The sequence below is a fragment of the Microvirga sp. BF8 genome, assembly GCF_059888585.1.
Map to the genome: position 1 here is coordinate 3,333,498 of NZ_CM187619.1, position 19,030 is coordinate 3,352,527.

A 19,030-nucleotide genomic window follows, 5' to 3' on the forward strand; every position below is an offset into this window, starting at 1 on the left:
GTGTTATTCGACCCGTACGACGATGCTGTCCGTTGCACCTTTCGCGTCGATCACCGACAGGCGCACGAAGCCGGCACCCTGCGGCTGCCAAAAGGTTTCGCGACGCACTGCGTTCGACCCGACCGGCGCCCCATCGACCAGCCACGTCAGGGGCGGCACCCCGCCGGCGGCCTTGAGAGCGAGGCTGCCGCGCTCTTCGATGGCCCCGGCGAAGCCAAGATCGACCCGGGAGCCATCGAGCGGGAACGTGATCTTGAGAGGTGCCTGCACGGTCGAGGCAAGCGTCTTCGGCACGTCCTGGCGAACATGGCGCAGGGGCGGAGGCAGGGTCGCGGTGGTTGCCTGCAGAGCGAAGGGCGGCACCGGTAGGGCCTCCGGCTCTGCGCCCAGGCGCCCATAGGCATCGAACAGGATCGGCGCCGCCGCCATGCGCCCGACGAGGCCGGGAACAGCCGTGCCGTCGGGCCTGCCGATCCAGACGCCTATGGTATAGGTCCGGTCGTAACCGACTGCCCAGGCATCGCGATAGCCATAGGACGTCCCGGTCTTGAAGGCGATGCGTCCGGCGAGTGCGTTATCGGGCGGCGGCGCGCCACGAAGGATGTCGAACACATACCAGGCCGCCACCGGGTCGGCGATCCGGCGCGGCGGACCGGATGGCGCGGCCTCCCCGATTCGCCGTACGAGGTCCGGCATGTCGCCGCCGCGGGCCAGTCCGGCATAGATCCGTGTGAGATCGCTGAGCGTGATGCCGAGCCCACCGAGACCGATTGCAAGGCCTGGGGCGGACTCTCTCGGCATGGCGATAGCAATGCCGGTCTGGTGAAGGCGGGCCAGGAGCCTGGCGGGACCGATCTCGTTCAGGAGTTCGACGGCAGGTACATTGAGAGACAACTGCAGAGCGCGCCGCGCAGTCACGGTCCCCTGGAAGCCGAGATCGAAATTCTCCGGTTGGTAGGAACCATAGCGGGAGGGCCTGTCATCGAGAAGTGTCTCCGGATGCGCCAGTCCACTCTCGAAGGCGAGTGCATAGATAAGCGGCTTCAGCGCTGAGCCGGGGGACCGCAGGGCCTGAGTCATGTCGATAGCCCCTGCCCGCTCGCGGCTCATGTAATCGGGACTGCCGACCTGCGCGCGGATCTCGCCGGTGGCGTTGTGGATCACGACGATAGCGAGAGACAGGCGATGATCGAGGCGTTCGATCCGCTCCCGTGCCAGCCGCTCCAGGCTCGCCTGCAGACGCAAATCGATGGACAGGCGTTGAATCTTCAGGAATGGCCGCTCGGCCACCGCCTCCTCTGCGGCGTGTGCCGCCAGCATGGGAAACGCGTGGCGCCGTTGCGGGACGGGCTCGGCCTTGGCTGCCTCGGCTTCGACCGCGTTGATGACACCACGCGCCCGTGCGCGATCGAGAACCCGGTCACGCGCCCTGCGGGCGGACCGCGGGTCACGGTCGGGACGCCGCGCTTCCGGCGACTGGGGCAGAGCAACCAGGAGCGCCGCCTCGGCAAACGAGAGGCGTTTCGGTTCGCGGCCGAAATAGGACAGGCTCGCAGCACGGGCCCCTTCGAGGTTTCCTCCATATGGCGCAAGGGTGAGATAGAGCCTCAGGATCTGATCCTTGGTGAGCTGGCGCTCCAACTGCAACGCCCGCACGATCTGCCGGAGCTTCGCACTCAACGTGCGCTCGTCTCGCGGTTCGAGGAGCCGCGCCACCTGCATGGTCAGGGTCGACCCTCCGGACACGACGGCGCCGTTCTGAATGAACTGAAAGGTCGCCCGCAGGAATGCGAGGGGATCGATGCCGATGTGCCGCTCGAACCGCGCATCCTCGTATGCCTTGAGCATCGAAAGGTAGTGGGGATCGACATCGTCCGTCGCGATGGGAAGCCGCCAACGGCCCTCGGCAGTCACGAAGGGGCGCAGCAATCGCCCGTCGCGATCGAGAACGACGGTCGAGCTTTCCCCTGCGACATCAAGGTCTACCGGTCCGAGTCGCTCCACATGGCGCCAGAGGACGAGGCCAGGCAACACCACGACAACCGCAAGCACGCCTGCAGCGATGCGACCGATCCTGAGCAGCTTGGCGGCGCCCGCGCGCATCACGGCCTCGGCTGCATCACCTCGACGGAGCCGAAGCCGGTCCGTCCGAAGCGCTCCGGCCGGTACATGTCCTCGACCTGCGCCGCCGGATGCACGTAGCGGCCCGGCGAGACCGCCCGCGCCATGTAGGCGACCGTAAAGAAAGCCGGCTGATCCGGATTCCTGTCGAAGGCGACAACGAAGCGGTCATCGCGGTACTCGGTATGCGCCGGTTCCACATCCCGCTTGAGCCACGGCAAGCCTGCCACTGTGTCGCTGTCCACGAGCTTGGGATTGTCGATTTCGAAGCCGGCCGGCAGGCGGTCGACGAGCAGGATGCGCGCCTGCTTTGCCTCCGATTCGGTGACCTTCAACACCACCACGAGCCGATCGTTCTGGCGCACGGCGGTCGGCTGGACCTGGGTGCCATCGAGCTTGAAGTAGCTGCGTTCCACCGCATAGCCGCGCGATACCGCAGGCTCCGGCTCGACCGGGTTCCCGGTGACTGTGACGACAGCCTGAACGGCAGCCGGGCCGGTATTCGCAACCGTCACCGATGCGCCGTTCAATGCTGCGTCCCGATAGGTTCGATAGAATGAACCCTTACGATTCGCGCCATCCACCCTCAGCACGATGGCTTCCGCATCGCGGGCAACAGCCTGCGCCGCGAGAACGAGCCATGCCTCTTCCTGCGTACTGGTGCGCCGGTTGCCACGCTCCTCGTCGATGACCTTCGCAACCGGCTGCATGATTGCCGGCATGTTGTCGGTCTCCGATGCGAGCGTCAGAAGCCCGGCTCCATCGCGCAGTCGCGAGCCATAATCGGCCCGGTAGCCGCCCGTGTCGCGCTCGTTTCGCAATTGCTCCGCGGCTGATGCAAAGGCCTTCTGCGCGCGCCCTCGGTCGCCGAGCAGAGCCAGTGCGGCGGCGATCTGGCCGCGCGCCAGGGGGGATCCGAAGGCACTCAGCTTCGTATCGGCAAGATACCTGAGGTCCCCCATGACGGGGCGTCCATTGCGTGCCAACACATAGGCCGCGTAGGCAAGGTTCGCGGCATTGTCCTCGACCTGGGTCGTATTGGCGACGAAGTTTCGCAGCCGGTCGAGAGCGAGCGTGAAGGCAACCTGAGGCACGGTAAAACCATGTTCACGCGCACGGGTCAGGAAGTCCATGGCATAGGCATCGAGCCAGATGTCGTCTCCACCGACATTCCATAACCCGAAGGATCCGTTGGAATCCTGCCGCGCCAGAATGCGTTCGATGGCGGCGCGCACGCGCTCGTCGGCCTTCTCGTCGAGCGACAGCTTCTCTTCCTCCGCAAGCTTGTTGACATAGAGCAGCGGCAGCGCGCGGCTGACGATCTGCTCCGTGCATCCGTAAGGATAGCGGTCGAGGGCCTGCAAAAGCCCCGGTACATCGAGGCTCGCGAGCGGTGAGACCGAGAGCGATACCGCACCGGTACCGGCAAGGATATCGACCACGAGGTCCTTTGAGAGAGTGATGCTCGCGCCCGGATCGATGTTGCGCACCGTGCGGCGCTCGAGCGCTCCCGTGCCAGGCTGGATCGCGACGGTGAAGCGCTGAGTCAGATCGTCTATTCCGGGACCCTTTAGGGTAACATCGATGCTGGCTGTCCCCTGCCCACCGGCCGTCACCGGAATGACGATATTGCCTTTGGCTTTCTCGCCCAGCCTGATCGTCGATCGCATGGCATCCGCCGCAACGATGACGGGTCCCTGGATATCGAGGTCAACGGTGTATTCGCCGGCGGCCCCTTCGACGTTGTCGAGCTGCAGGAAGAAACGGGAACGATCCCCGACCGACAGGAAGCGCGGAAGCGTTCCCGACAGCACCACCGGATCGCGCACGATCACATCGGACGCAGCACTGCCGACACGGTCCTTGGTCCAGGCGACGGCCATCACACGCACGGTGCCATTGAAGGCGGGGATGTCGAATTCTACATTGGCGGACCCGTCGGGAGCGACTTTCACTACACCCGAGAAGCGAGCCAGCGGCTCCTGCGTCGGTGGAATGCCGTCGAGCGGCTTCGGCTCCATGTCGCCGCCGGAGCGAATGGCGCCGCGAGTGCCCTGCATCCCATCGATCAGGTAGCCGTAGAGGTCGCGAATCTCGGCGGAGAGTTGCTTCTGTCCGAAGAAATAGTTCGTCGGGCTCGGCGCCTCGTAGCGTGTCAGGTTGAGGATGCCCACATCGACTGCGGCGACAGTGATGCGTGCCTCCTCACCCGGCTTCAATCCACCCACTTTGATCGGAAGGCTCAGGAGACCCCGCGGTCTGATCTTATCGGGCGCATTGAGATTGACGGCGAGAGATCGAGCGTCTCGGTCGATCTCGAACCATGCGGTGCCGAGCGAACGACCCGGCATGCGTCGCGCCGTCCGGTCGAGCGGACGATGCGCCAGGACGACCATATAGGCCCCCGGACCCCATTCGGCCTTGACGGGCAGGCTCACGTCAGTTCCCGCAGCCGCGACGTCCACGACACGGATATCGTGCACCCGGTCGCTGACGACCGCGACTGTCGCTTTGCCTGCGAAGCGCGGGTTGAGCCGCAGCTTCATCGTATCGCCCGCGCGATAGCTCGGCCGGTCGAGCGTCATGTCCAACAGATCCGGCGTGTCAGCCGTTTGGTCGCCGGACCAACCGACAGTGAAGGACAGGCTGGTCTGTGCCGTTTCGCCGAGATCGACGGCGTTCACGTCGAGCCTGTAGGTGCCCCATTCCACCGGCGCTGAAACCCGGGTCGGAGCATCGGCCTTCACCTCGATGCGCCCATCGGCGACGCGGCGGGTATTCTTGACCGGTTCATAGCTCCAGCGGCCATCGGAATTGTACCATTGGTAGCGCCGCTCGATCTTGTAGAGGCTCCAACCCACATTGCCGCTCGCCAGCCGTTTGCCCGTGGGATCGGCGAGCACGACATCGAAGGTGGCATTCGCTCCCTCCCCGAGCTGGCCACTGAAATTCTTGCGCACGGCGACGACCGGGCCTTTCGGCAGGATCGGCAGCGTCACACTGCGCTCGACGGCGCGCCCTCCCGACTCCCCGACGCGTAAGGTGAAGCGCGCTTCCAGCGGACGGGGTGCAGCGACATTCTGCACCGGAATCTGGAGGCTGGCGCGTCCCTGGGCATCCGTTGTGGAGGCTTGTTCGATCTCGACGGTGGACGCTTCGACCGTCTCGTCGTCGAGGCCGACGGTGAACCCGTCGAGCCCTTTCACGCCGGACGCACTCGCTGCGGCGACGGCAACCTCGCCCGTGACGGCAAGGTCTGCGCCCGGCGCACCGTAGAGATAGCGGGCGGCAAGATCGACGGGCGCGAGTTGGCCCGGGCGGAGAGCATCGACTTTCGGCGTCAGGTTCACTTCCAGCCGCTCGGGGACGTAATCCTCGACGAGAAAGGTGGTTTCACCGATCGAGGCTCCCTTCAGATCCGTATAGGCCGCGATCCGCCAGGTGCCGCGCAGCGACCCGGGCAGGATCGGGATGGAGAGAGCCCGTCCGCCCAGACCCTGGTCCTCGACCAGCACGCGGCGGTACTCGACGCCGTCGGGACGACGGACCACGAGCGTAACAGGCACGTTCGGAACGGCAATACCCTTCACGTCGCGCAAAAGCGCCGTGAGGGCGACCGTCTCACCGGTGCGATAGACACCCCGTTCCGTATACAGATGGGCATCTACCGAACCCGGCACCGTGCGCCCCTTTACCCCGCGGTCGCTCAGATCGAAAGCCGAGGACCCGAGATCGAGGAATCCGTAATCGGCGCCCACCGTCGCCACCACGAGCCCGGGCGCAAGCCCGCCTTCGCCGCGCGCGAGACCGGGGTCGAACTGGGCCACGCCGGTTGCATCGGTCTTCTTCGTGGCGAGCACCTCGTTGTTGCGGGCGACCAGCCTGATCTCCACGTCGCTGTGCGGTTCGGCGCTGGCCAGCGACCGCACGAAGACCTGAACGCCCCCCTTGCCGGTGAATGCCGTCAACCCGAGATCGGATACGACGAACCATTGCGTGGCAATGTTGCCGTAATCCTCGTCGCCCGGACTGGTGGCTTGACCGCCGTCATTGGGTTTGGCCGTCATCACATAGATGCCTGGTTCCAGCTTTCCGACCGCCTCGATCACCGGAAATGCGGTGATCACGTCCCGATTGAGCTCCGACGCGGTATCGAGCGTGCCGTTCCAGATCTTCACGCCCTTCTCGCGGCCGATCTCCGCTGCGGAATAGCGCGAAAGCTGCCCGAGAAAATCGTAGGAGCGCACCGTCGGCAGAAGGCTGCGGTCGCCGATCCGGTAGACCTCGACATCCACCTTCCTGGTGTTGACCGAGACGACGGGAATGCCCTCCTGCCCCGTGCTGGGCAGCACATAATTGCGCCCCGTGAATCGCGCCTGGGGAGAACGGTCGCGAACATAGATCTCATAATCGGCCGAGGCCAAAAGGCTTTCACCGACGGCCGACGGGAGGCCCTGCCGCAGAACGACGGCATAACGCTCGCTGTGTTTCAGGCCGTCGACGCAGAGCTGCGTATCCTCGGCAGAGACAGCGGCATTGGCCTGACCGGAGACGGCGACGAAGGGAGAGAAATCGACCTTGCCGCCCGCCAAGGGGTCGGAAAACTGGAAACATACCCGCGGCGAGGCCGCATCGGAGTCGACCTTGAAATCCAGGACCCGGAAGCCGTGCTCTTCCCGGAGCGGCTCGTAAGTTGCGCGGACGGAGGAATCGTCCCTGATCTTGAGGCTGGCCGCATAGGCATTGAGCGCCGGACGCCAGAACTCCTGCGCGGCATAGGCCTGTCCCAGAAGGGCGAGCGCCGCCGCCTCGTCGACCGGACTGGTCGCGCGCTGATAGGCAGCAAAGGCCGCAGCGAGGCGTCGGCTCTGCAGCTTCTCGCGCTCCTCCCAATTGTTTCCGGGATCCACGGCAAGAGCCGCCCGAGCATAGCCGGCCCAGTTCGCTGGGTTACCAGGCTCGACGGCGATGGCTCCGGCAAAGGCACTCAGGGCCTGATTCGCCAGACCCCGCCCCAGCATCGTCTCTCCAGTGCGTCGCAAGGCGGGCGCGGCCCTGTCCGCCGCGAAGGCGCTGCCCTCTTTCTTGATCGCCTGTTCCAGGCGGACCGCCTGGCTTGCCAGCTCGTCGCTGACGAAGGCTTTCGGGGCCGGTTGCCCTTGGGCCGCCAGGGATCCAGCCATCACACCCGCAGCAACGATGGCCACGCGCACCCATCGACGGATCATCGGATTCTCCCCTGCCCATACGCAAGACGCGAGCCTAGCATTGCGACGGGGCACAACCAAGACGAGCGGTTCGAGAGCCCTGCGGTTACCCTCAGGCCTGACGCTCCTTGCGCATGCTCTCGCTCACGGTCTCTTCCCCAAGAGCTCCACGATGGGCCTTGTCGAGCTCTTCGCTGTAGCGCCGCAGGAGATGGCTTTCGGTCAGCAGCCCGAGAACCTTGCGGTTCCGCGTATTGTCGACGACCGCGAGTTCTTCGCTCTGGGACTGATCGAAGATGCCCGCCGCCTCCTTCACATTCATGGCGGGAACGAGCATATCGTCCCGGTAGCGCAGCAGCGGCGCGATGCTGTTGTTCGCATCGGCTTCCAGATCGGACGCATAGGCTTCGGGAACGAGAACGATCCCGGCATAATGGCCTGCTTCGTCGGCAGCCACGACCCGCTGGGCCGATCCGAGAGGGAATTTGTGCCGGAACTCCGTCAACGTCGTGGGAACCTGGATGGTCTTGACATCCCGGCGCATCATCTTGCCCACGGTCAGGTTGCGCAGCCAGCCGACATCCTGCGCGCTGCGGATCGTCTCCCCACGCAGATGAAGGCGCCAGGTCGAGAAGGAGTAGCCGAAGGTCTGGCGCACCACGATGGCGGCCATGATAGAGGCTGTAAGGACGATCCCGCTGATGGCAAGATCGCCTGTCGTTTCGAGGGCGAGGAACGTGATCGTCAGTGGGCCGCCGACGATGCCGACGGCAAGGGATGCCATGCCGACGATGGCTGAGACCACCGGATCGACCGCGAGCGGCATGACTGGTCCGGCGACGATGGCGAAGATCTTGCCGAGAAGCGCACCGAGCAGGAGCGAGGCAAAGAACAAGCCGCCGCGGAAGCCGGACCCCAGCGAAACGGCCGACGCCGCAACCTTGGCCGCGAACAGAAGCGCCAGCATTCCAAGGCTGAGACCGGTCTCGAGCTGAATATGAAGGGCACCGTGGCCGGCCGACAGGACCTGCGGGACGAAAAGAGCAAGCCCGCCCACTGCAAGTCCGCCAAAAGCGGGCCGGAACATCGGCGGGCAACGGGTGGCGACGAAGGTCTGCTCGACGAGGGTCACGAGGCGCATGATGCCGACTGAGACGGCGCCTGCAACCAACCCGAGAATAAGGAAGGGGAAGTAGTCGCCGGCCGATAGATCCGGGATCGGCGGAACCTCGATCAAGGTCGGAGCGGTTTGAAGGAGACGGGCGACCAGGACGGCGGCAAGTGTCGAGGCCATCACTGGCGCGACGGTTGCCACCGAATAGACGCCGATAATGAGTTCGAACCCGTAAAATGCGCCTGTGAACGGTGCATTGAATGCCGAGGCAATGGCTCCCGCAGCCCCGCAGCCGACGAGCACGCGAACATCGCTGCGGCGCAGGTTCAATCGCCGCGCGCCCCAGGAGGCGAGCCCGGAACCCATCTGCGTATAGCCGGCCTCCAGTCCCACAGACGCTCCGAAGCCGTTTGACAGAATGGTCTGGATTCCCACGATCAGGCTGTCATTGAGGGAGAGCCGCCCGCCATGGAGGGCATTCGCCTCGATCGGGTCGACAAGGTGCGTCGTCCGGTAACGGGCGACGAGCCATGCGCTGAGACCCACAAGGCATCCGCCGATGGCGGGAATGAAAGCTTGGCGAGGCTCGAGCACGGTCAGAGCGCTCAAGCTTTCTTCGAGGGTGATATCGAAGAGCAGACTGTGCAGCAGCCGCGTGATGAATCCCATGGCCGCCACGACCACGCCAGAGAGCGCTCCGACGGCAGCCGCGAGCATGACGAACGGGACCTCGCGCCGTCGGATCAGAGCCTGAAGACGCGGATGGTTGAGGAGATGGCGGGGGATGAAGGCTATCACGGCAGGACCACGGGCCAGTTGCGCCGTGGTTTGTCACGAGGGCACAGGGGTGTCAAAGGAATACCGCAGCCTACCGGTTGATGTATCGGTCGGTCAGTTCCTGAGTCCTGATCTTGGTTTTTTCGAGGTTGCAAGCCAACGTCGCCGGTCCCATGCCGGTACCCTGAAACCATTCGTAGCCGACTGGCTCACCGCAATCGGCGTCCCGGAACGCAACCCAGGCGCGCTGAGCCTTTTGAAGCGCCTGCTTCCAGTTGCGGCGCTGCTCCGTATTCATCGTGTCGCTCTTGTCGATGGCGGCCTGCGCCTTCCTGTAAACGGTGTTGAGTTCGCCGTCGGCTGCTTTCAGGGCCTTGTCCAGGCACTCGCCCTGAGCGTAGGTCGACGTTTCCGTGCTGCAGGGATTTGCGGGGCGGGCCTGGGCAAGGGCACCGCTCGAGAACGAGAAGGCGCTGAGGACGACGAGGGCGGCATGAAGTTTCATCGAAGCATTCCGTGATCTGGTCTTTGGTAGCACGCTCTGCGAAAATAATCCGATCGACGAGGGAGACGCCAGATGAATCGCGCCTGTTTGCGCCCCAAGCTGACGTGGTGGGCCGTTCTTTTGGCCCTCGCGGTCCCGCCTTATGCAAGCCCTGTCCGGGCACAGCCTGTGTCAGGCCCAGGGAGCCGTACATCTGACCCTGCCGTCGATCCAGCGCGTGCCGCCTTCGAGAGCCTGCCGGAACCCGACCGTCGGGATATCCAGGAAGGATTGATCTGGAGCGGCGACTATAGCGGGGCCGCTGACGGAACCTTCGGCCGGCAGACCTTCGAAGCCATCGTGGCGTATCAGAGGAAAAATAGGCGGCCCGCAACGGGTGTGCTCGCCACGGCCGAGCGCGCGGCACTCGTGGCGGGCGCCCGGACCGCGCGCGATACCATTGGCTTCACAGTCATCGACGATGCAAGAACCGGAATCCGAATCGGCATTCCCCTGAAGCTTCTCCCAAAGATAAGCGACAATCCGAGCGGCGGAAGCCGCTGGCAGAGCGCGGATGGCATGGTAACCCTCGACACCCGCATCGCACCAGGGGATGCGACCCTGCTCTCGCTCTATGAGCGTAATGTCTCCATCAAGACACCAGGTCGCGTCGTCAGCTACAAGGTGCTGCGGCCGGATTTCTTCGTGATCGCCGGTGAGACGCCGACAGGCAAATTCTATACGCGCTATGCGGGCAGCGGATCGGGAATCCGCGCCTTCTCCATCGGCTACGACAAATCCGTCGCACAGCACTTCGACCGCGTGGTCGTTGCCATTGCCAATTCGTTCGAACCCTTTCCAACGACGCCGCGACCGGCGGCCGCAGCGTCTGCCGCAGCAGGGCCCGCACAGCCGGTGATCGCGAGCACTGGACAGGCGCCCTTCGGCACAGGTCTCGTCGTGGGACGCCGCCAGGTTGTCACCGCCGCAGCGGTCGACCGCTGCAAGGATGCCAGGATCGGCGCGGTGCGGGTGCAGCAGGTCAAAGGGAAAGGTCCGTTCGTACTGGAACTGGCGCAGGATCTTGCCGTGAAACCCGAGTCACCCCTTTCGGCCGCCCACCCGGAGCCGGGCGGGCGGGTGCTCGTCATCGCCTCTGGAAATGACGGGGATGGCGAGCGGCTCAATGCCATCGCCGGAACACAGGAGGACACGACAGAAATCGTTGCGGCCCTCCAGCCGGGCGCAAGCGGCGCCCCTGTCTTCAATCCGAATGGCGGCCTGGTAGGACTTGTGGGGACGCTTCCCCCGAGCCCGCGCAAGGTCGCCGGGATCGTTCCGGTTGCCCGCTACGGGCTTCTCCCCTCCGCCGATCTGGCGGAAGCCATCCCTGGCCTCAAAGGCGAGGCGAAACCGGCGGCACAAACCATGAGCGCCGCCGATCTCGTCACCCTGATGCGACCCGCCGTCGTCCCGATCACCTGCGGCCCCTGATACACTACTCCGCCGCGAGTCCGGTGCGCCTTGCGTCGCCGAACTCCAATTCCTGGTGATCGCAGAGGCGTCGATAGAGCCCGCCTTGATGATACAGGTTCATATGCGTGCCTTCTTCGACGATGCGCCCCTTCTCGAAGACGAGGATGCGGTCAAGGGCGCGGACCGTGGAGAGACGGTGTGCGATGACAATGGATGTGCGCCCTTCCATCAGTCGTTCCATTGCCTGTTGGATCAGTCGCTCGGATTCCGAATCGAGGGCAGACGTGGCCTCGTCGAGGATCAGGATGGGCGCATCCGCAAGGAAAGCCCGCGCAATGGCGACCCGCTGACGCTCACCGCCCGAGAGCTTCACGCCGCGCTCGCCAACGAGCGTGCCATAGCGCTTGGGCAGATGCATGATGAAATCATGCGCATTGGCAAGCTTCGCCGCATGCTCAATCTCCTCCATCGAAGCGCCGGGACGCGCATAGGCGATATTCTCGGCAAGCGTCCGGTGGAATAGCACGGGCTCCTGCTGGACGATGGCGATTTGCGACCGCAGGGACGATTGTCGGATTTCGGCGATGTTCTGCCCGTCGATGAAGATGCCTCCGCCAGACACGTCGTAGAGCCGCTGCACCAGCTTGACGAGCGTGGTCTTTCCCGATCCGGACGGACCGACGAGGCCGACGCGTTCGCCCGCGCCGATGGTGAGCGAGAGATGACGGTAAAGCGGCGTCGCGTGCCCGGCATAGTGGAAGCTCACGTCGTCGAAAGCGATTTCACCTTTCGTGATGCGAATGGCGGGAGCCAAAGCCCTGTCCTCGATCCCGACCGGCTCGTCGTGGATCGCGATAAGTTCCTCCATGTCGTTCACGGAACGGCGCAGATTGTTGATGTGCATCCCGACATCGCGGAGGTACCCGTGGATCACGAAGTACGTCGTCAGAACGTAGGCAAGGTCTCCAGGTGATGCACGGTTCTCCCACCACAGCCAGAGCGCCGTGCCAATGATGGCGGCACGGATGACGAGAAGCGCCAGAAGCTGCGTTGTTCCACTTCTTGTGCCGCGGCGCCATAGGTGCCGGGTCCGGCTCTGCCATTTCGCGATCACGCCCGACAACCGGGTATCCTCGCGCGCCTCCGCGCCGAACGCCTTGACAACCGCGTTGCAGCTCAGCGCATCCGCCAGGGTCCCGCCCATCTTCGTATCCCAGGCATTCGCCAACCGAGCGGCCGGCGCGACATACAGGGACGAGAGAAGAGCGGTCATGCCGATGTAGGCGAGCGTGCCGACCGCGATTACGAGACCCATGACCGGCCAATGCAGGCCAAGCACGATCATGGAGCCGATCAACACCACGAGCGACGGCAGCAGGGCGAGCAGGATGGTGTCGTGCAGGAGGTCGAGCGCCCACATGCCCCGAGTGATCTTCCGGACGGTCGATCCGGCGAAGCTGTTCGCATGCCAATCGGTCGAGAACCGCTGCACCCGCGCGAAGGCGTCCTGCGCCACACGGCCCATCACCCGCAGCGTCAACTCCACGATTCCGTAGAACGCCAAGTGCCGCATGACGACCATGACGAGGCCAAGCATCGTCATGGCGACGAAGGCCGATATTGCGCCGGACAGCGCGGCATCCCGCTCTGCCGCCCCAAGCGAGATCGCGTCGACAAGACGGCCAGCGAAGACCGGCATGAATACATCCGCCAGCGTCGAAGCCATCATGGTGGCAACGATGAGCAGGACATATCGCGGTTCGTGGCGCCAATGCCGGAACGTGAATCTCAGTACGTCGCGGGTCGCATCACCGCGCTTCTTCTGGTGTCTCATCGGACGACCGGTCCGCACCGGGGCGAACCTCTCCTGGTAAATGAGGAACGGCGCACGGTGCGATCGTAAGGATCGCCGGACTCGTTCACGATGTCGGTATGCTGGGGTGTTCTGGGCCTATGGGGCCCGTCTTGTTCTGCCTAAAGCGCGAACATGGGAGGAACATTGCGCAAGCGTGCGACAACTGCCATGCAATCCTCCCTGGTTGGAACGAGACCCTGCGCAGACGTAACCGATGCCGTTTACTTTGGCAATGCCTATCCAGCCTCGCTTTCAGGGAACGAGCGCTCCGGGATCATCAAAAGAATTGATTCGATCGATCAATTCCGCGGAGTTCCGGCTGCCTCAGACCGGCTCGAGCCTTTTGTGAGGCACTTCCGGAAATTCAACACGGATCAGATCCCCGGGTCTTACCTCGCCGCCGCGCAGAACGACAGCCATTACACCCGCCTTGCGAATGAGCTGGCCATGCTCGTCACGACCAAGCACCGCCGCCATCATCCCTTTTTGAAAGCGGTCGATCTGGACACAAGGATTGCGCAGGCCAGTCACCTCCACCAGGGCTCCTTCGCCAATGGACAGGAGCGCGCCTGTCGGCAAGGAGAGGAGATCGATTCCCCGCGTCGTGATATTCTCGCCCATGTCGCCGGCGGAGACACTATACCCCTTGGCCCGCAGTTCCTCGTGGAGCTCCGCATGGATCAGGTGCACCTGGCGGAGGTTGGGCTGAGTCGGATCCTTCGCGACACGCGAGCGATGTTTCACGGTTCTGCCCGCATGGGCATCGCCCTCAACGCCAAGCCCTGCAAGAAGTCGTATACAGTTCTGGCTCGTCTTGCTGAACGCGTGCGCAGGGGAGCTGCTGACGGCTTCGACGACAGGATTCATGCTTGTGCCTTTTCCGGATAGCCAGGGGCCGGAATGACCATCGATGGTCCGTCGTGGCACGTCCCTCATACCACCGTGAGATCGACCACATCCATTCCGCGCTTGCCGAGACGCTCGGCGAGAATGCGGCGATGGCAGTTGGCCGGGTCACGCTCGAAGCAGAGAAGGCAGATGGGTTGTTGTCGCGCAAGATCTTCCAATTGCTCGAAGGACGCCTGTGCCTCCGGTGTCGCCAGAACCTCGTCGCAATAGATCCGCTGCATGAGGGCAGCGTCGCCTGCGCGGGCGGCCTGTCGCCCCTCCTTGGGCGTTCCAAGCCGGATGAAATGCTCGTAGCCGAGATTGCGCTGGGCCAGCGCTTCGCGGAGTGCCGACTTCGAAAAGCCGCGTTTCCGCGACAACGCCACGGCGCGTACGTCCGCCAACGTAGCGACGCCCGCATCCTGCAGAGTCGTGAGAAAGCGGTCGAGATCCGCTCCCTCGTAGCCGATCGTAAAGACGCGAGGCTTTGCCATATGTCCTCTTTGGTCCCTTACATGGACGGCTGCGGTCGCCCGGGACTTCGCGCCTGCTTGTAGGGACGCAGCGCATCGGGAATGCGCATGTCTCGTGGCACCTCGAAGTCGCGCGCCACACCCCGCATCTGCTGGGGCGGGCGCGGCAGGCCGCTACGATCGCTATAATCGAAGCGGCGCTGCCGTGGCTCCTGCCCTGTCAGGGCATTGGCGCAGACTATATCGACAACCGTCGCGCCCGCAACCACACCGAAAGCCACAGCAATCCGGTCATGTTTCGCATGACGCTCCCGGAGGGCGGTTCCGAGGGTCGCCAAGTCAAGCGCGTCGCCCGCCACCCGACCCCAGATCCAGGGCGTGGGATCCCTCTGAGCAAGAATGCCGACGCCGGTGGCGATTTCGCGCGCGCCATATGCGCGGATCAGCCTTTCATGCTGCTCGATGCCGAGCCAGCGTGCCATGCTTTTCGCACCCAGGAGTTCGGCGGCGCCAAGGGCGAGGCTGAACCAGCCGAGCCCGCGTGCCAGAGTCTCGGCGGAGGCCTGCGAACGACGTCGGTGGGCAGAGTGGGCCATGGGACACCTCAGTTCGGTTTAAGGACGACCTTGATGCAGCCATCCTTCTTGTCGCGGAACGTCTCGTACATCTGCGGCCCTTCTTCGAGCCCGACCGTGTGGGTGATAACGAAGGAAGGATCGATCTGACCCTCCTGGATCCGTCGGAGCAGGTCATCGGTCCAGCGGTTCACATGCGTCTGGCCGGTGCGGATGGTGAGACCCTTGTTCATGACGGCGCCGAACGGGATCTTGTCGAGGAGCCCGCCATAGACGCCGGGCACGGACAAAACGCCTGCGGGACGACAGACATAGATCATCTCCCGCAGCACATGGGGGCGGTCGGATTCGAGCATCACGGCCTGCTTGGCCCGATCGAGAATCGTGTCAGGATGCGCCATTGACACATGAGCTTCCATTCCGACCGCATCGATGCATTTCTCAGGGCCGCGCCCCCTCGTCAGCTCATTGAGGCGCTCGATGACACTCTCTTCCATGAAGTTGATGGGAATCGCGCCACCGGCCTGCGCCATGCTCAGCCGCTCCGGCACGCAGTCGATGGCGATAACCTGCTTCGCGCCGAGGAGAATGGCGCTTCGGATCGCCATTTGTCCCACCGGGCCTGCGCCCCAAATCGCGACCGTGTCCGTCGGATCGATGTCACACTGAACGGCTGCCTGCCAGCCCGTCGGGAAGATGTCGCTGAGAAACAGGACCTTCTCATCGCTTAGCCCGTCCGGGATCTTCACATGGGTCGTGTCCGCATAGGGAACGCGCAAATACTGCGCCTGGCCGCCTGCGTAGCCACCGGTGAGATGGGTATAGCCGAAGAGGCCTGCAGTCGTATGGCCGAAGGCCTTGGCCGCGAGGTTCGCATTCCGGTTCGTACGCTCACAGACCGAATAATTGCCGCGGCGGCATTGCTCGCATTCGCCGCAGATGATGGTGAAAGGGATCACGACACGGTCGCCGACCTTCAGATTCTTGACTGATGACCCGACCTCGACCACTTCGCCCATGGTCTCGTGGCCCATGATATCGCCCTTCTCCATGCCGGGCATGAAATGGTCGTAGAGATGCAGATCCGACCCGCAAATGGCACAGCTCGTTACCTTGATAATTGCATCACGGGGCTCTTCGATCTGCGGATCGGGGACGGTTTCACAGCGTATATCCCCCTTTCCGTGCCAGCGCAGCGCTTTCATTCTGATCTCCCGTCGGCATCCTGGAGGGCCGGCGGAGCGCCGACCGCGTGATGCTAGGAAAGACTTTCTGCGGGTTCATGCGTTCCCTGACAGGCAAAAAAATCAGGCATTGGATACCTAGAGAGACATCAGATATGGGCGGGAAGCCGCCGGATAAGCTCGGCCAGGGCCGGCTCCAGAACCTGGTACGCCGCGTCCTCTACCTGAAACCACTGCGCGTCGCGCTGTCCCTTTTCCCGCCAGGTCTTGAGCTGTTTCGACACTGCAAGTGGATAGACGTCGACCCGACACAGGTCGAAATGCTCTGTCCGGCGTTTCCAGTAATCATAGTGACCGATGGGCTTGCGCTGGATAGAACCCTTGACGCCGGCTTCTTCGACGGCCTCCTGTGCCGCGGCCCTGTACGGTTTCTTGCCCTTCATGGGCCATCCTTTGGGAATGAGCCAGCGCTTGGTTTCGCGGGAGGTGACGAGCAGCACCTCGACCCTTCCGTCCTTCACGCGAAACGGAAGCGCCGCGACTTGGGCCAGTTTACCATTGGGAAGTGCTTCGGGCTTCTTGGGCATTCTCTGAAAGGGGAACTCTTGAGGTGAGGGCCCAAATCTGATTGATTTGAGCCGGCTAATCAACAATCAAACTGCAAAGCATCGAAGTCCTCCATCGGACAGGCATAGAATTCAGCGCTTTGTAACAAATGCAAATGAATGCCTGGCAACAGCCGGCCGGGCATCGAAGTTTCGGGGGAATGTCGCCATGCAAGACGATCTGAACACTCGTTTCGAGGCAGCCTGCGCGGTTGCGAAGGAAGCTGGCGCCCTGGCCCGCCGTCGGTTTCTCGAGCGTCCCCGGTCGCAGTTGGCTGACATGAAGGGCCCCCAGGACTATCTGACCGCAACCGATTCCGAGGTCGAGGAGCTGATCAGGGAGCGCCTTCTCACTCTTTTTCCGAAAGATGGGTTCTTCGGTGAGGAGGGTGGCGGCTCCTTCGAGCGGAATGTTTGGGTGGTGGACCCCATCGACGGAACGGCGAACTTTGCCCGGGGCATCCCCCATTTCGCCATCTCCATTGCCTTCCTCCGGGACGATCGCACCGAAATCGGCGTGGTTCTCGATGTCATGCATGACGAGCTCTACACGGCCCGGCGCGGCGGCGGCGCGACTTTGAACGGCAGGGCGATCAGGGTGAGCGGCCTCGGCCATATCGAGCAGGCGACGGTGGAAGCGGGATGGTCCTCCCGCCTGCCGGTCGAGCCGTATATTGCCATGGTTGAGCGCCTGAAGCGGACCGGCGTCAACGTGCGCCGCGCCGGCTCCGGGACGCTCGGGATCGTCTACGTGGCCGACGGCCGGATCGACGCCTATTGCGAGCTCCACATCAATGCATGGGACGTCCTGGCAGGGCTTCTCATCGTCGAAGAGGCCGGCGGCTGGACCAACAACTTTCTCGCCCGCGACGGACTCCGCAAGGGAAACCCGGTCCTCGCCTGCACCCCCGACCTCGCCGAAACCGTGTCGGCCGCCACCGGCATCGGCAAGGAACCGTAAGGCCCGGGATTCGGCGAGAAGCCCACCTTTTCCACAGCAAAGCCGAGCCTGCCATCAGGCCGGATCCGGTCTTATTTGGAGGCTTCGCTGGTATTCAGTCGAATACGTCGAAAGACGCGCCTCAAAAGTCTTGACCGGAAGGCGCAATGGTTGGAGCTTAGCCGACCAACGAAAAACAAAAGCCAAACCATCTGGGAGGATACTTGTGAAACTGAAAAAGAACTTCGTCGCGGCGACAATGCTGGCCGGAGCCGCCACGGCCCTGTCGTTCCTGTCGGCCGGCGCAGCCCAGGCCCAGGGCGCCCTCGTGATGTATTGCGGTGTGCAGGAGGAATGGTGCCGGGCGATGACGAACGCCTTCGAGCGCGAGACGGGCATCAAGGTCTCGATGACCCGCAAGAGCTCCGGCGAGATCTACGCGCAGGTCAAGGCTGAATCCGCCAATCCCCGCGCCGATATCTGGTGGGGTGGCACCGGAGATCCGCACATGCAGGCCGCCGAGGAGGATCTCACCGTCGAATACAAGTCGCCGAAGATGGGCGAGTTGCAGGATTGGGCCGTTCGCCAATGGGAGCAGGCCAAGCACCGCACGGTCGGCATCTATTCAGGCGCGCTCGGCTTCGGCTACAACACCGAGCTGATCAAGTCCAAGGGTGTCGCCGAGCCGAAATGCTGGGCGGACCTCCTCAATGCCAAGCTGAAGGACGAGGTCCAGATGGCCGACCCGAACTCTTCGGGCACGGCCTATACGCTGCTGGCCACCATCATCCAGATCATGGGCGAGGAGAAAGGCTTCGACTATCTCAAGTCTCTCCACAAGAACATCAACCAGTACACCAAGTCGGGCGCGGCGCCGGCCAAGGCCATGGCGCTCGGCGAAACCACGGTGGGGATCGCCTTCATGCACGACATCGTGACGATGGTGGTGGACAAGGCTCCGGTGAAGGTCGTCGCTCCCTGCGAGGGCACGGGCTACGAGATCGGCTCCATGTCGATCATCAAGGGCGCCAAGAACATGGACAGTGCCAAGAAATTCTACGACTGGGCGCTGACGCCCGACGCGCAGAAGCTCGGCGCGGAGGCCAAGTCCTACCAAGTGCCCTCGAACAAGAGCACGCCGGTTCCGCCGCAGGCCCCGAAGCTTAGCGAGATCAAGCTCATCAACTTCGATTTTGCCAAGTACGGCTCGTCCGACGAACGCAAGCGTCTCCTTTCCAAGTGGGACAACGAGGTGAAGAACCTGCCGAAATAGTCGGCCTGTTCTTCCCTGATCCGGCGAGGCGGCAATCGCCTCGCCTTTTTTGAAAGCA

13 protein-coding genes are annotated in these 19,030 nt (G+C 63.6%); 3 read left to right on the top strand and 10 right to left on the bottom strand.

Translation table 11 applies throughout. The features are described from left to right. Positions 1 to 3: 3 nt before the first annotated feature. The 4 genes from pbpC to AC522E_RS15845 all read right to left on the bottom strand — a co-directional run bounded on the left by pbpC (position 4) and on the right by AC522E_RS15845 (position 9,724). Positions 4 to 2,103 carry a penicillin-binding protein 1C gene (gene pbpC, locus AC522E_RS15830; RefSeq protein ID WP_500747220.1) on the bottom strand — a complete coding sequence of 700 codons (2,100 nt, stop codon included), beginning with the start codon at positions 2,101 to 2,103 and terminating at the stop codon, positions 4 to 6. Next, positions 2,103 to 7,304, bottom strand: a complete 5,202-nt coding sequence (locus AC522E_RS15835) for an alpha-2-macroglobulin family protein (RefSeq protein ID WP_500750722.1) — start codon at positions 7,302 to 7,304, stop codon at positions 2,103 to 2,105. Before AC522E_RS15835 ends, pbpC begins: the two co-directional genes overlap by 1 nt. A gap of 136 nt (positions 7,305 to 7,440) precedes the next feature. Beyond that, the gene (locus AC522E_RS15840; RefSeq protein WP_500750724.1) at positions 7,441 to 9,159 is read right to left on the bottom strand and encodes a chloride channel protein; all 1,719 of its coding nucleotides are present in this window, start codon (positions 9,157 to 9,159) and stop codon (positions 7,441 to 7,443) included. Positions 9,160 to 9,310: 151 nt separating this feature from the next. Continuing rightward, a complete protein-coding gene (locus tag AC522E_RS15845; protein WP_500747221.1) occupies positions 9,311 to 9,724 on the bottom strand; it encodes a lysozyme inhibitor LprI family protein in 414 nt (137 codons plus the stop codon). Between the two features lie 72 nt (positions 9,725 to 9,796). Between AC522E_RS15845 and AC522E_RS15850 the strand changes: the two genes are divergently transcribed. After that, entirely contained in the window at positions 9,797 to 11,197 is a 1,401-nt protein-coding gene (locus AC522E_RS15850; RefSeq protein WP_500747222.1) for a peptidoglycan-binding protein, read from the top strand. 4 nt (positions 11,198 to 11,201) lie between these two features. Here AC522E_RS15850 and AC522E_RS15855 read toward each other — a convergent pair whose 3' ends face one another. From AC522E_RS15855 to AC522E_RS15880, 6 genes are all read right to left on the bottom strand, one after another. Beyond that, a complete protein-coding gene (locus AC522E_RS15855; RefSeq protein WP_500747223.1) occupies positions 11,202 to 13,013 on the bottom strand; it encodes an ABC transporter ATP-binding protein in 1,812 nt (603 codons plus the stop codon). Between the two features lie 345 nt (positions 13,014 to 13,358). Then, positions 13,359 to 13,901 (bottom strand): MOSC domain-containing protein, encoded by a 543-nt coding sequence (locus tag AC522E_RS15860; protein WP_500747224.1) that lies wholly within the window; start codon positions 13,899 to 13,901, stop codon positions 13,359 to 13,361. Between the two features lie 65 nt (positions 13,902 to 13,966). After that, on the bottom strand, positions 13,967 to 14,416 hold the full coding sequence (locus AC522E_RS15865) for a DUF488 domain-containing protein (protein ID WP_500747225.1): 450 nt from the start codon (positions 14,414 to 14,416) through the stop codon (positions 13,967 to 13,969). Positions 14,417 to 14,433: 17 nt separating this feature from the next. Further along, positions 14,434 to 14,991 (bottom strand): cyclase dehydrase, encoded by a 558-nt coding sequence (locus AC522E_RS15870; protein WP_500747226.1) that lies wholly within the window; start codon positions 14,989 to 14,991, stop codon positions 14,434 to 14,436. A gap of 8 nt (positions 14,992 to 14,999) precedes the next feature. Beyond that, positions 15,000 to 16,175, bottom strand: coding sequence for a zinc-dependent alcohol dehydrogenase (locus tag AC522E_RS15875; RefSeq protein ID WP_500747227.1), 1,176 nt, complete (start codon positions 16,173 to 16,175; stop codon positions 15,000 to 15,002). 128 nt (positions 16,176 to 16,303) lie between these two features. Beyond that, positions 16,304 to 16,741: an NUDIX hydrolase gene (locus AC522E_RS15880; RefSeq protein WP_500747228.1), complete on the bottom strand. Its 438-nt coding sequence runs from the start codon at positions 16,739 to 16,741 to the stop codon at positions 16,304 to 16,306. 187 nt (positions 16,742 to 16,928) lie between these two features. On the opposite strand from AC522E_RS15880, the gene AC522E_RS15885 reads away from it, so the two are divergent. Beyond that, positions 16,929 to 17,720 (top strand): inositol monophosphatase family protein, encoded by a 792-nt coding sequence (locus tag AC522E_RS15885; RefSeq protein ID WP_500747229.1) that lies wholly within the window; start codon positions 16,929 to 16,931, stop codon positions 17,718 to 17,720. Between the two features lie 238 nt (positions 17,721 to 17,958). Beyond that, complete coding sequence (locus AC522E_RS15890; protein ID WP_500750726.1) at positions 17,959 to 18,972, top strand: ABC transporter substrate-binding protein; 1,014 nt, start codon at positions 17,959 to 17,961, stop codon at positions 18,970 to 18,972. Positions 18,973 to 19,030: the final 58 nt, after the last annotated feature.

Coding starts and splice junctions, on each gene's coding strand:
- AC522E_RS15855 (WP_500747223.1), bottom strand. CDS start 13,013: ATGAGACACCAGAAGAAGCGCGGTGATGCGACCCGCGACGTACTGAGA.
- AC522E_RS15840 (WP_500750724.1), bottom strand. CDS start 9,159: ATGCTCGCGGCTGCCGTCGGAGCGCTCTCTGGCGTGGTCGTGGCGGCC.
- AC522E_RS15870 (WP_500747226.1), bottom strand. CDS start 14,991: ATGGCCCACTCTGCCCACCGACGTCGTTCGCAGGCCTCCGCCGAGACT.
- AC522E_RS15885 (WP_500747229.1), top strand. CDS start 16,929: ATGCAAGACGATCTGAACACTCGTTTCGAGGCAGCCTGCGCGGTTGCG.
- pbpC (WP_500747220.1), bottom strand. CDS start 2,103: ATGCGCGCGGGCGCCGCCAAGCTGCTCAGGATCGGTCGCATCGCTGCA.
- AC522E_RS15890 (WP_500750726.1), top strand. CDS start 17,959: ATGCTGGCCGGAGCCGCCACGGCCCTGTCGTTCCTGTCGGCCGGCGCA.
- AC522E_RS15875 (WP_500747227.1), bottom strand. CDS start 16,175: ATGAAAGCGCTGCGCTGGCACGGAAAGGGGGATATACGCTGTGAAACC.
- AC522E_RS15835 (WP_500750722.1), bottom strand. CDS start 7,304: ATGGCTGGATCCCTGGCGGCCCAAGGGCAACCGGCCCCGAAAGCCTTC.
- AC522E_RS15850 (WP_500747222.1), top strand. CDS start 9,797: ATGAATCGCGCCTGTTTGCGCCCCAAGCTGACGTGGTGGGCCGTTCTT.
- AC522E_RS15845 (WP_500747221.1), bottom strand. CDS start 9,724: ATGAAACTTCATGCCGCCCTCGTCGTCCTCAGCGCCTTCTCGTTCTCG.
- AC522E_RS15880 (WP_500747228.1), bottom strand. CDS start 16,741: ATGCCCAAGAAGCCCGAAGCACTTCCCAATGGTAAACTGGCCCAAGTC.
- AC522E_RS15865 (WP_500747225.1), bottom strand. CDS start 14,416: ATGGCAAAGCCTCGCGTCTTTACGATCGGCTACGAGGGAGCGGATCTC.
- AC522E_RS15860 (WP_500747224.1), bottom strand. CDS start 13,901: ATGAATCCTGTCGTCGAAGCCGTCAGCAGCTCCCCTGCGCACGCGTTC.